Here is a 12,776-nt window from a genome sequence, read left to right as displayed (position 1 = left end):
ACATGTCTCCACCCAGCTACATCGACCCGCTCAACGGAAAGCTCTATCCGCTGGATATCCCGCGCTGGTGCTCCGACGAAGGCAAGCCGCTCCTGATAACGCCGCTGCCGGGCATCTCCCGCGACGAGATCGATCGCGCGACGCGATCGCTGTGGCGCTATCGCGCGGCGCTGCCGGTCGAAATCAGGCAGCCGATCACGATGGGCGAAGGCTGCACGCCTGCCGTCGAGAAGGCGTGGGATGATCTGTGGCCGCATTTCAAGCTCGAATGGTTCAATCCGACCGCAAGCTTCAAGGATCGCGGCACCACTGTGATGCTGTCTTTCCTGCGCCAGCTCGGCGTCGATGCGGTGCTGGAGGACTCGTCCGGCAATGGCGGCGCGTCGGTTTCTGCCTATGGCGCGGCCGGCGGCATGCGGGTCAGGATCCTTGCGCCGGCGACGACGTCGCCGATGAAGGTGGCGCAGATGCACGCCTTCGGTGCCGAGGTGCAGCTGGTCGAAGGCCCGCGCGAGGAATCCGAGGCAGAGGCGATCCGCCAGTCGAAGCAGATCTTCTACTCCAGCCACAACTGGCAACCGTTCTTCCTGCAGGGCACCAAGTCGCTGGCCTATGAGATCTGGGAAGATTTCGGCTTCACCGCGCCGGACAATGTCATCATGTCGGTCGGCGCCGGCAGCAGCCTGCTCGGCTGCTATATCGGCTTCAAGGAACTGCTCGCGGCCGGGCAGATCGCGCGCCTGCCGCGCCTGTTCGCGGCCCAGCCGCTCAACTGCTCGCCGGTCGATGCCAGCTTTGCCGCCGGCGTCGACACGCCCATCGATCGCGCGGTCCGCAAGACCATCGCGGAAGGCACCGCGATCAAGCATCCGCTGCGGCTGAAGCAGATGATCGCGGCGCTGAAGGAGAGCGGCGGCGGCACCGTCGCAATTCCCGAAGACGGCATCGTCGCCGCGTTGAAGCGATTGGCTCAGACCGGTCTGTTCGTCGAGCCGACCTCGGCCTCGGCCGCCGCCGCGCTCGATGTCCTGAAGGCGCGCGGCGCGATCCGGCCGGCGGAGCGCACCGTCGTCATCATCAGCGGCACCGGGATCAAGGCGGCGGGGCTGATCACGGAACTGCTCGGAGCGAGCTAGCCTTTAGCGCGCTCCGATTGGCTGTCCTATCCCGTCTTGCGCAGCTTCAGGGACTCGTAGAACGCCGTCTCGAAATTGATGTAGCCGATAAAGGATGTCGGATCGCCAAACGGCAGGATCTGCGTCGCCCAGTATCCGCCAAAACCGTTCTGCCGATCGATCCAGTAGAACAAATTGGCCAGCCCAGCCCAGCCGAGCGCGCCGGCGGGGCGGCCGGTCGGAGCCTGCTCCTCATTGATCATGAAGCTCAGCGCCCAGGATTTCGACTGACCGGGGAAGAACTCGGCGTCGTTGGCAAGCGAGGTGATCACGCCGGTGATCGCGGTGACCTTGTTGTTGCCGAGATGGTTCTTCTCCGCCATCCGCACGGTCTCCGCCTTCAGGACCCGCCCATGCTCGCCGGCGCCGTCGTTCAGCCACATCCGGATGAATCGCATGTAGTCGCCGATCGTGCCGTAAAGCCCGTGGCCGCCCATGTGGATCTCGGGATTGGCCGGCAGCTCGAAATCCATCGGCGTGAGCGAGCCGTCGGCGTTGCGGGCGTGGATGCCGGCGAGCTTGCGACGCATCGCGTCGGTGAGCTCGAACGTCGTGTCCATGATCCCGAGCGGCTCGAAGATGCGTGTCTTGAAGACCTCGCCGAGCCGGCGGCCGGTAATGGCCTCGACGATCTGGCCGCACCAATCCATGTTGGTGCCGTATTCCCAGCGCTCGCCCGGATCGAACAGCAGCGGCGTCATCAGCGAAGCCTTGGACGCCGTGATGACACTGGGCTGCCCCTTCTCCTGCGCCAGCCGGTTATAGGTGTGATTGATGAAGTCGTAGCTCAGACCCGCCGAGTGGACCATCAGCATGCGGGTTGTGATGTCGCGCTTCGGCGGACGCAGCCGCGGCTCGCCCTTGTCGTCAAAACCCTCGATCACCTGGAGCTTGCCGATGTCGGGCGCATAGGTTTTGGCCGGCGCGTCGAGATCGAGCTTGCCTTCCTCGACGAGTTGCAGGACGGCCGTCCCGGTGATCGCCTTGGTGGTCGAGAAAATCGCGAACACGCTATCGGCGGTCATATCGGCGGGCTGGTCGAGGCGGCGCTTGCCGGCGGCACCTTCATAGATGTTGCGATGGCGGTCGGTCACCATCGCAACGACGCCGGGAACGCGCGGGTTTGAAGTCACGACGCCGTCGAGAATCGCATCTGCTGCTGCACTGAAATTCGTGCTCATTGTCTTCCTCCTGTGTTTTGTGATGTTGACCCGCGTAGCCCGGATGGAGCGGAGCGAAATCCGGGACCGGCGACGCCGGGCGGCACAAGCCCCCGGATTACGCTTCGCTCCATCCGGGCTACGAGGTCCGAATGCGGTCAGCCCTACTGCGTGGCGAAGCCGCGATAGCCGCTCGCGGCGACCTCGTCGCATTTCTGGCGATAGGTGCCGACACCGCCGCAATAGGACAGCACTCGGCGCGGCTTGCCCTCGACATTGGAGCCCAGGTACCAGGAGTTGGTCTTGGCGATCAGTGTTGCGTTGGCGGTCTCGTCGTGATGCGCCACCCACTGATCCTCGGTATCCCTGGTCGGCTCGATGACGTTCAGGTTCTTGCCGCGCAGATATCTGATGCAATCGGCGATCCACTCCACCTGCTGCTGCAGGCAGGTGGTCATGTTGCAAAGTGCGGCCGAGGGCGCGAGCGGCACCGCTGTTGTGAACAGGTTCGGATAGCCATGGACCTGCAGGCCCATCGTGGTGCGGATGTCACTGCCCCAATCGTCCTTCAGCGATCGCCCGTCGCGGCCGCGGATATCGATCCGCGTCAACGCCCCCGTTCCGGCGTCGAAGCCGGTCGCCAGGATGATGACGTCGAACTCGTGCACCGTGCCGTCGGCGGTCTGGATACCCTCAGGCGTGATGCGGGCGATCGGATTGTTCTTCACGCTGACGATCTCGACATTGGGTCGGTGGAAAGCCTCGAGGAAATTGCTCTCCAGCGGCACGCGGTGCGTGCCAAAGCCGTAATCGGCAGGAATCAGCTGTTCGCACAGCTTGGGGTCCTTGATCCGCTCGCGCATCTTCTCGCGGACGAATTCGGTAATCTCGGCATTGACGGCTTCGTCGAAAAACAGTTCGGCGAAGGACGAGACCCACAGCTTCAGGGATCCGTCGTTCCAGCAGTCCTCGATCACCTGGCGACGCTGCTGCGGCGTCAGGTCGGCCCAGGCGTGCTCGAAGTCGAATTCGAAGCCGGTGAACGTCTTCGGCAGCCGCTCGGTGAGGAATTTGAATTTCGACTTGTAGGCCTCGGCGTCCGACGCATCCCATTTCGGGTTCTTCATCGGGATGATGTATTGCGGGGTGCGGATGAACACCTTGAGGTGGCCGACCTCACCGGCGATCGACTGGATCACCTGGATTCCGGTCGCGCCGTTGCCGACCACGCCGACGCGCTTGCCGGCGAGCTCGATCGGCCCCTTCGGCCAGCGCGCGGTGTGGAACAGCTTGCCCTTGAACGTCTCCTGTCCCGGGAAGGACACGTGCGGGGCCGAGAGCATGCCGCAGCAGGTGACGAGGAACTGGGTATCGATCACGTCGCCCTGGTCGGTCGCGATCAGCCAGCGTTGCGTCGCCTCATCGAAATGCGCGCTCTTCACCGTGGTGCCGAACTGAATGTCCTTCCTGAGATCGAGGCGGTCGGCGACGTAGTTCAGCCAGCGCTCGATTTCCGGCTGGCCCGGGAATCGCTCGCTCCAGCTCCAGCCCTTGTAGAGCTCCTCGGAGAACAGGTACTGGTAGGTGTGGCCTTCGGAATCGAAGCGCGCCCCGGGATAGCGGTTCCAGTACCAGGTGCCGCCGACGCCAGATCCGGCGTCGATCGCCTTCACACTCAGTCCCTGCTCACGCAGGCGGAACAATTGATAGAGACCGGCGACGCCGGCGCCGACGACCACGGCGTCGAGCTTGGTCGTTGCATGCGCACCATCGCTTCCGTTCGACCTTGTGACGGTCTCGGTCATGATTTCCTCCTGTGCCTGGCTTCTCGCACGCACCTTCCCACCCGCGGTATCGCCGGATGATGGTGCGTTGCGTCAATTTGGGTCTCGACCGCTCGCGCTTTTGCCGAAACGCAGAGCAGGCTACGGGTCGTTCGGCCGCGCGGCTTGGATGAAACCGACAATCTCTGGAACGCGACCGTGCAATCGAGCACCGGCCGTTGGTCGGCTTGGCAAATGGCGAAAGCGGCCTATTCTGCGCTCAGCCGTCCGGCCAAGAACAAGCGGTCAACCGCGCCACCAATCCCAGGGAGGAGGCTCACGCGATGGGCCAGTTGATCACGGTCGAGGAGCTGCCGCGCTACGCTCCCGGCGAGATGAAGCTGGATAGTTTGTCGGTCGGGAGAAGTGATTTCCGGCTGCGAATTTTCCGCTATGCGCCGTCGGACATCTGGGTCCCGCCGTCGGCAAACTTCCTCCTGGTGCTCTATCGCGACGGCGTGACGTCGATGAACCGCCGCGTCACCGGCGCGTGGAAGCAGGATCAAGTCGGTCGCGGCGTCACGTCGCTCATGACGCGCGCAGAGCCGTCAAGCTGGCATTGGAACAACGACATTGAGGTCAGCCATTTCTACATCTCTCCTGCCCTCATGACGAAGACCGCGAGCGATGCCTTCGACCGCGACGCCGAAACGATCGAGATTCACGACCTGCTCAAGGTCGAAGACCCAATGCTGACCTGGATCAACGATCAAATGGTCCAGGAAGTCGCCGCGGGCGGTCCCGGTGGACGGCTCTGCTATGATGCACTGGCGCTGCAGGCGAGCGTGCATATCCTGCGGAAATATGCGGCGATCGAGTTCAAGATGCCCTGCGCGCAAGGACCCTTTCGCCCGGCGCATGCCCGGCTGATCGAGGACTATATCGAGCAGAACATCTTCCGGAACATCACGCTGGAGGAGCTCGCGAACATCTGCAATTGCACGCCGGTCCAGTTCGCCCGCAAATTCCGCGTGCATTACGGCATGCGGCCGCATGCCTATGTCCTGCGGCGCAAGGTGGAGCATGCGTGCCAGCATCTGCGCAAGGACCGCGTCGCGCTGAAGGAGATCGCGCTGCTCGCCGGCTTCGCCGATCAAAGCCACCTCAATCGCGTGTTCCGGCAGCACATGAACGTGACGCCGGCGGAATACCGCCGGCAGGTCTGCGAGCACACCGTCCAGGCATGAGACCGGGTCTGCGACGGACTCACACTGGCGGCGGATTGAGGCGCGCGAAGCCTTCCTGGATTCGGTAGGGATAGTAGGGATAGGCCGGCATCACCGCGCTCGCGCGATCGAGACGCGCGATCTGGTCCGGCGAGAGCCACCATCCGACCGCGCCGAGATTGTCGCGCAACTGCGCCTCATCGCGGGCGCCAATGATTACGGACGAGACGCTCGGCCGCGTCAGCAGCCAGGCAATCGCGATCTGGGGCACGCTGCGGCCGGTCTCTGTGGCGACCGCGTCCAGCGCGTCGACGATCGCATAAAGCTTCTGGTCGTCGACTGGCGGCCCGAACTGCGCGGTCTCGTGCAGGCGGCTGTTGGTCGGCAATGGCTGACCGCGCCTGATCTTGCCGGTGAGGCGCCCCCAGCCGAGCGGGCTCCAGACCAGCGCGCCGACGCCCTGGTCGAGCGCGAGCGGCATCAGCTCGGATTCATAGTCGCGACCGACCAGCGAATAATAGACCTGGTGCGCCACGTAGCGCGGCCAGCCGTGCCGCTCGGCGACACCGAGCGATTTCATCAGATGCCAGCCGGAGAAATTCGAGGCGCCGACATAGCGCAGTTTGCCGGCGCGCACCAGCGCGTCGAGCGTCGACATCACCTCATCGACCGGCGTGAAGGCATCGAAAGCATGAAGCTGCAGCAGGTCGATATAGTCAGTGTTGAGCCGGCGCAGCGCGGCGTCGACCGCGGCGACCAGGCGATATCGCGACGTACCAGCATCGAGCGGGCCGTCGCCCATCGGCAGGCCGGTCTTGGTCGAGATCAACACCTTGTCGCGGCGGCCCTTGATCGCGGCGCCGAGGATCTCCTCCGACGCGCCGTTTGAATAGACATCGGCGGTGTCGAACAAATTGACGCCGGCCTCGAGGCAGATGTCGATCAACCGGCGTGCCTCGCTGGCGTCGCTGCGGCCCCAGGCCGAGAACAGCGGCCCCTGGCCACCGAAGGTGCCGGTGCCGAAGCTAAGCACGGGGACCTTCAGGCCGGATGCACCGAGATTGCGGTATTCCATGGTCATGCTCCCTTGATCCGATTCATTCCGCCAGGCACTGCGCGGCGAGCGCGATCGGCCGATCGAGGCGCAGGCTCCACAGCGCGAGCAGCAGGCCGATTGCAGTGATGACGGCGGCCACCAGCGGCAGCGCGCCGAGGCCGAGGCCGCGATCGATGGTGACGCCGCCGGCCCAGGCGCCGAGCGCGTTGCCCAAATTGAACGCCGCGATGTTCAGGCTGGAGGCCAGCGTCCGCCCTTCGACGCCGGCGGCTTCGAGTACGCGGAGCTGCAGCGGCGCCACGGTCGCGAACGCGGCGATGCCGAGAATGAACAGCAGCACGACCGCCAATGCCTTGATCGAGACGACCGCCGTCAGCGCGACGAGCACGGCGGCGAGGCCGCCGAGCGACACCAGCAGCGCCCGCGCCAGTCCCTTGTCGGCGAGCCGTCCGCCGGCGACGTTGCCGATCGCAAGGCCGGCACCGAACACCAGCAGGATCGGCGACACCGCGGCGTCGGAGAAGCCCGTGAGCCGCGTCAGGATCGGCTGCACATAGGTGAAGACCGCGAACAGCCCGCCGAAGCCGAACACCGTCATGGCAAGTCCCAGCAGCACCTGCGGGCGGCCGAGCACGGCGAGCTCCTCGCGCAGCGGCGCGGGCTTGTCGTTGGCGCCGACATGGCCGGGGACCAGCACCGCCAGCACGATGAACGCGATCACGCCGATCGCCGCCACCGCCCAGAACGCCGCGCGCCAGCCGAGCATCAGCCCGAACCAGGCGCCGAAGGGCACGCCGAGCAGGGTCGCGACCGTGAGCCCGATGAACATCGTGGCGATCGCCGACGCGCGCTTGTCTTCCGGGACGAGGCTTGTCGCCACCACGGAGCCGACGCCGAAGAAGGTGCCGTGCGCCAGCGAGGTGAGAATGCGTGCCGCCATCAAAAGCCCGTAGCTCGGCGCCAGCGCACACGCCGCATTGCCGAGCGTGAAGATCGCCATCAGCGCAAGCAATACCGCCTTGCGCGGCATCCGCCGTGTTGCCAGCGTCAGGATCGGCGCGCCGACGAACACGCCGAGCGCATAGCCGGAGATCAGCAAGCCTGCCGCGGATACGGATACCTGCATGTCGGCGGCGACCTGCAGCAGCAGTCCCATGATGAGGAATTCGGTGGTGCCGATACCAAAGGCACCGGCGGTCAAGGCAAGGACTGCAGCAGGCATGTGTCGCTCCGGACAAAAAGGATTCCGCAAAGCGAGATAGCGGTCCGGGCGGGGAAGGATTAGAATGACCGCAATCCAATCATTTGTGACTTGAATTCAAGATGGCCCGCACAGACACCAACCGCTCCGGCGAGATGGACGTATTCGTCCGCGTCGTCGATCTCGGCGGCTTCACGGCTGCCGCGAACAGCCTGCGCCAGACACCGTCGGGCGTCAGCAAGCTGGTCTCGCGGCTCGAGACCCGGCTCGGCACGCGGCTGGTCAACCGCACCACGCGCAAGCTGCAGCTCACCGAGGAAGGCCAGGCGTTCTACCAGCGCGCCCGGCGCATCCTCGCCGATATCGACGAGGCCGAACGCGAGGCCGCCTCATGCGTGCCCCGCGGCCATCTCACCGTGAACAGCAACATCCCGTTCGGCATGCTGCATGTGATGCCGCTGCTGCCGCGCTTCATGCGCGAACATCCCGATATCACGCTCGACATCGTGCTGACCGACACGCTGGTCGATCTGATGCAGGCGCGCGCTGATGTCGCGATCCGGGTCGGCCCGCTCGGCGCCTCGCGGCTGATCGCACGCAAGCTTGGCACCAGCCGCATGGTGGTGGCCGCCGCGCCGTCCTACCTCGCCCGCTTCGGCACGCCGAAGACGCCGGCCGACCTCGCCGCCCATCGCGGCATCGGCTGGACCTTTCCACGCAGCATCCGCGGCTGGCCGTTCCGCCGCGCTGAACGAATCGAGGAAGCGCTGCCGCCGCCGGTCGCCCCGCGTCAGCGACGGCGAAGCCGCGCGTCAGCTCACGCTCGGCGGTGTCGGGCTCGGGAGGCTGGCGCTATTTCACATCGGCCCCGATATCGAGGCCGGGCGTCTGGTGCCGGTGCTGCAAAACCTCAATCCCGGCGACCGCGAGGACATCCACGCGGTCTATGTCGGCCACGCCGGCCCGCTGCCGGCGCGGGTCCGCGCCTTCATCGATTTTCTCGCGCAGCACATCCGCATCGGCGATCCCTCGCTGCGGCGCGGCGCCGATGGAAAATGGAAAGTCGTGGGCGACAAGTGAGCATTCAATGACGCACGAGCCCCCGGCCTTCCTGTCCGTCACCGAAACGATCCGCATCGCCGCGGAGCCAACGCATGTGTGGGACGCGATCATGGACCCCAAAGCGGGCGAGAGATGGCGCAACTCGCATTTCAGGACCGATTGGCGGATCGGCACGCCGATCGACATCGAGGCGGAGATCGGCGCAAAGCGCTATCGCGACAAGGGCCGCGTCCTCCATGTCGAGCCGCCGATGCGGCTCGAATACTCCTATTGGTCGCAGGTCTCCGGCCTGCCGGATGTTCCGCAATCCTATGCGACGATCACGATGACGCTTGTGCCTGACGGCAGCGATACGGTGCTGACCGTCACCCAGCAGGCGCCGCCGTCGCCGATCCGCCGCGGAAGCGGCTGGGAAATCGGGCCCGACTCAGGCGCCAAACACGTTGCCTTCTACTGGCGCATGACGCTGCCGCGCCTGAAGCAGGCGGTCGAGCAAGGACGTGCCGCGCAATAGCGCGGTCTATGCCCGCTTCAGCAAGAAGAGCTGCGTGACATAGGGAAACACCACTTCGTCGGCGTCGCCGAGACCGGCTTCGCGCAGGATATTGTCGGTCTTGTCGCGCAGGATCGCCTTCTCCGCATCGGGCAAATTGGCGACATAGCTCGTCGATGCGATGCGCTCGAAGACGTCCTGTCGCTTCATCCGGTGCGGATGGTCCTGCACGATTTCCCTCTCAAGCACGAAGCGCGGGTCCTTCAGGATCCAGCGCCAGCGTCCGGTCCGTTGCCGGGGCGTGTCGCCCGCATAGCCCTCGATCATGACGGACAACGCGTCGACCCACGGCGTGCGGTCATCCCGGTTGTTCCAGACCAGCGCAAGCGTCCCGCCGGGATGCAGCAGTCGCGCGATCTCGGCCACCGACGCCTCGTTGTCGAACCAGTGGAACGCCTGGGCGCAGGTGACGAGGTCGACGCTGCCGGTATCAAGATTGATCGCATCGGCGCGCGTGTTGATGACCTCCACCCCGGCTTCCCTGGCCAGCCTGGCCGACATCTCGGCGACGGGCTCGACCGCGATCAGGCGCGCAGCCGCGGGCAGATGCTGCAGCAGCAGGCGGGTCAACTTGCCGGTTCCGGCACCAAGGTCGACGACGCAGCGCGCGGCCCCAAGCGGCAGCGCGGCGACGATCTCCGCAGGGTAGCTCGGCCGGCCCGCCTCGTAGGCGGCGACCGCGACACGATAATTCTCGGCAGTGGGGTTCAGTGTCATTGTTGCTTCTCCTGCGCGCCAACCATCCGCGGTGCGATCCGCGGAACGGTATAGAGCAGCGCCTGCACAGGACTGGAAGAGCGCGTCGATTCAAAATTCGCTGAAGATCTCTCACCTTTGCGTCAGCCCCGCAGCTCCACTGCTCCCCGTTGAAGATGCGCGCATTTTGAATGATTTGCTTCGGCGGGTTTCGCATAGCAACCTTACGCGCTTGTGGCACATCAACATCGCAGTTCCAGGTTGCAAGTTGCGGTTGGCTGAACGACAGTCCGCGATGGCGGACGCGGTCTGTCGCGCTTGTGCGGGACAAGCCCGATCCCTCCCCCGCACCGGAGCGACCATGCAGCGATCCAGGGCAGTCTTCATCACGGCTATCGTCTACGCCCTGATCGGCCTGGTCCTCGCGGGCGGGGGCATTTGGCTCGCCGCACTAGGTGGATCGCCCTTCTACATTGTCCTCGGCGTCGGCATTCTCGCCACGGCTGCGCTGTTGCTGGCGCGGCGCCATCAGGCGCTCTGGCTGTTTGCGATCGTGCTGCTCGGCACGCTGGCGTGGGCCGTCTATGAGGTGCGGTTCGACTGGTGGCCGCTCGCGGCGCGTGGCGACATCATCTTCCCCATGGCGCTTTGGCTGCTTACGCCGGTGATCGTTCGTGCCCTGACACGAAGCGGGCCGGTGCCTTACATGCGCGCGACGGCGCCACTCTGGATCGGCGTCGTCGCTGCTGCGGCGGTGCTCATCGCCGGGCTGCTGTCCAGCTATCACGACATCAACGGCACGATTGCCGAGTCCGGCTCTGCCGTGCCGCAAAGCGAAGCCGACCCGCAGCCGGACGGCGACTGGCGCGCCTATGGACGCACGCAGTTCGGACAGCGCTATTCGCCGCTGAAGCAGATCAGGCCTGACAATGTCGGCAACCTCAAGGTCGCCTGGACCTTCCGCACCGGCGACGTGAAGACACCAGACGATTCCGGGGAGACGACCTTCGAGGTCACCCCGATCAAGGTGCGCGACACGCTCTATCTCTGCTCGCAGCACCAGGTGCTGTTCGCGCTCGACGCCAAGACCGGCACGGAGCGCTGGCGCTACGACCCCAAGCTCGTGCACAACAAGACGTTCCAGCACATGACTTGCCGCGGCGTCTCCTATCACGAAGCCGCGCAGGGCGCTGTCGACAGCAGCGGCAATCCGGCGCGGGCCGAATGCCCGCGGCGGATCTTCCTGCCCGTCAATGACGGCCGCATGATTGCGCTCGATGCCGACAGCGGCAAGCTCTGCGATGGTTTCGCCGATCACGGCATCCTCGACCTGCAGCAAGGCATGGGGATCAAGACCGCCGGCTTCTTCGAGCCGACGTCGCCGCCGGTCGTCAGCGACAAGATCCTGGTCGTGGCCGCCGCGGTGATCGACAATTATGCGGTCGAGGTGCCGTCGGGCGTGATCCGCGGCTTCGATGTCTATACCGGCAAGCTGGTTTGGGCCTGGGATTCCGGCGCGGCGGACGAGAACGCATTGCCGTCGCCGACGCGTCATTACACCAACGGGTCACCGAATTCCTGGATCACGGCCTCGTTCGATCCGAAATTGAATCTGGTCTACATCCCGACCGGCAACAACGGACCTGACATCTGGGGCGGCAATCGCGATGCGCTGGTCGAGCGCTATTCCAGCGCCATCGTCGCGCTGGATGTCAACACCGGCAAGCGCGCCTGGTCGTACCAGACCGTGCATCACGATCTCTGGGACATGGACGTTCCCTCGCAACCGAGCCTGGTCGATGTGACGACCGCCAAGGGCGTCGTTCCCGCGCTGATCCAGCCGACCAAGGTGGGCAACATCTTCGTGCTCGACCGCAGGACCGGCGAACTGATCGTGCCCGCGCCGGAACGCGCGGTGCCGCAAGGGCCCGCGCCCGGCGACCGCTCTGCACCGACCCAGCCGTTTTCCGAACTGACCTTCCGCCCGGAGGCGAAGCTGACCGGCGCCGACATGTGGGGCGGCACGATCTTCGACCAGTTGCTGTGCCGGATCATGTTCCACCGCTTGCGCTACGAAGGCACCTTCACGCCGCCGTCGTTGCAGGGCACGCTGGTCTTCCCGGGCAATCTCGGCATGTTCGAATGGGGCGGCATTGCGGTCGATCCTGTCAGGCAGATCGTCATCGCCAATCCGATGTCGTTGCCGTTCGCCTCCAGGCTCATTCCGCGCGGTCCGCTCAATCCTCCGGCGCCGACGGCCGAGAAACCGGTCGGCAGCGAGGTCGGGGTGCAGCCGATGTACGGCACGCCGTTCGGCGTCGGCATCTCGAGCTTCCTCTCGCCGCTCTCCGTGCCGTGCTACCGGCCGCCATGGGGCTCGATGGCCGCGATCGATCTGAAGACGATGAAGATCGTCTGGCAGCATCCCAACGGCACGATCCGGGACACCACGCCGCTGCCGCTTCCTTTCAAGATGGGCGTGCCGATGCTGGGCGGGCCGATCACCACCGCCGGCGGCGTTGCGTTCTACACCGGGACCTATGAGTACACGATCCGGGCCTACGATGTCCGCAACGGCAAGGTGCTCTGGGAGGATCGCCTGCCGGCCGGCGCCCAATCGACGCCGATGAGCTACGAGTCTGGCGGCAAGCAATACGTCGTCACCGCGGCCGGCGGCCACGGCTCGTTCGGCACCAAGCGCGGCGACTACGTCATCGCCTACGCATTGAAGGACTGAGCCGCGTCATCGAGGCCGTCGTCTTCCTTCTCCTTCCCCCTGAAAGGGGGAAGGTCGGGATGGGGGTCAGCCGCAGGCGATGCTCTCTGCGGAGGGCGCGGATCCCCACCCGCTTTGCTCTGGCGAGCAAAGCGACCTCCCCTTTC

At 65.3% G+C, this 12,776-nt stretch carries 9 protein-coding genes and 1 pseudogene; 5 read left to right on the top strand and 5 right to left on the bottom strand.

Annotation, left to right across the window (positions count from 1 at the left end; all coding sequences use genetic code 11):
- Positions 1–2 precede the first annotated feature (2 nt).
- Complete coding sequence (locus ACVIYL_RS10585; RefSeq protein WP_456778475.1) at positions 3–1,136, top strand: threonine synthase; 1,134 nt, start codon at positions 3–5, stop codon at positions 1,134–1,136.
- Between the two features lie 26 nt (positions 1,137–1,162).
- Here ACVIYL_RS10585 and ACVIYL_RS10580 read toward each other — a convergent pair whose 3' ends face one another.
- Complete coding sequence (locus tag ACVIYL_RS10580; RefSeq protein WP_456778474.1) at positions 1,163–2,356, bottom strand: serine hydrolase domain-containing protein; 1,194 nt, start codon at positions 2,354–2,356, stop codon at positions 1,163–1,165.
- A gap of 143 nt (positions 2,357–2,499) precedes the next feature.
- Positions 2,500–4,140 (bottom strand): flavin-containing monooxygenase, encoded by a 1,641-nt coding sequence (locus tag ACVIYL_RS10575; protein ID WP_456778473.1) that lies wholly within the window; start codon positions 4,138–4,140, stop codon positions 2,500–2,502.
- 302 nt (positions 4,141–4,442) lie between these two features.
- On the opposite strand from ACVIYL_RS10575, the gene ACVIYL_RS10570 reads away from it, so the two are divergent.
- Positions 4,443–5,345, top strand: coding sequence for an AraC family transcriptional regulator (locus ACVIYL_RS10570; protein WP_076834585.1), 903 nt, complete (start codon positions 4,443–4,445; stop codon positions 5,343–5,345).
- Between the two features lie 19 nt (positions 5,346–5,364).
- On the opposite strand, the gene ACVIYL_RS10565 is transcribed toward ACVIYL_RS10570, so the two are convergent.
- Together ACVIYL_RS10565 and ACVIYL_RS10560 are read right to left on the bottom strand one after the other, a co-directional pair.
- Complete coding sequence (locus ACVIYL_RS10565; RefSeq protein WP_456778472.1) at positions 5,365–6,399, bottom strand: aldo/keto reductase; 1,035 nt, start codon at positions 6,397–6,399, stop codon at positions 5,365–5,367.
- Between the two features lie 22 nt (positions 6,400–6,421).
- Positions 6,422–7,603: an MFS transporter gene (locus ACVIYL_RS10560; protein ID WP_456778471.1), complete on the bottom strand. Its 1,182-nt coding sequence runs from the start codon at positions 7,601–7,603 to the stop codon at positions 6,422–6,424.
- A 101-nt stretch (positions 7,604–7,704) separates the two neighbouring features.
- Between ACVIYL_RS10560 and ACVIYL_RS10555 the strand changes: the two are divergent.
- Together ACVIYL_RS10555 and ACVIYL_RS10550 are read left to right on the top strand one after the other, a co-directional pair.
- Positions 7,705–8,662 (top strand): annotated as a pseudogene (locus ACVIYL_RS10555) (LysR family transcriptional regulator).
- Positions 8,663–8,669: 7 nt separating this feature from the next.
- Positions 8,670–9,158 carry an SRPBCC family protein gene (locus ACVIYL_RS10550; protein WP_456778470.1) on the top strand — a complete coding sequence of 163 codons (489 nt, stop codon included), beginning with the start codon at positions 8,670–8,672 and terminating at the stop codon, positions 9,156–9,158.
- Between the two features lie 6 nt (positions 9,159–9,164).
- On the opposite strand, the gene ACVIYL_RS10545 is transcribed toward ACVIYL_RS10550, so the two are convergent.
- A complete protein-coding gene (locus ACVIYL_RS10545; protein ID WP_456778469.1) occupies positions 9,165–9,914 on the bottom strand; it encodes a class I SAM-dependent methyltransferase in 750 nt (249 codons plus the stop codon).
- A 340-nt stretch (positions 9,915–10,254) separates the two neighbouring features.
- Here ACVIYL_RS10545 and ACVIYL_RS10540 point away from each other — a divergent pair, with 340 nt between their 5' ends.
- A complete protein-coding gene (locus tag ACVIYL_RS10540) occupies positions 10,255–12,630 on the top strand; it encodes a glucose/quinate/shikimate family membrane-bound PQQ-dependent dehydrogenase (protein WP_456778468.1) in 2,376 nt (791 codons plus the stop codon).
- Positions 12,631–12,776 lie beyond the last annotated feature (146 nt).

It is taken from the genome of Bradyrhizobium sp. USDA 3315, from assembly GCF_054056795.1.
This window is presented reverse-complemented; position numbering and strand designations above follow the sequence as displayed.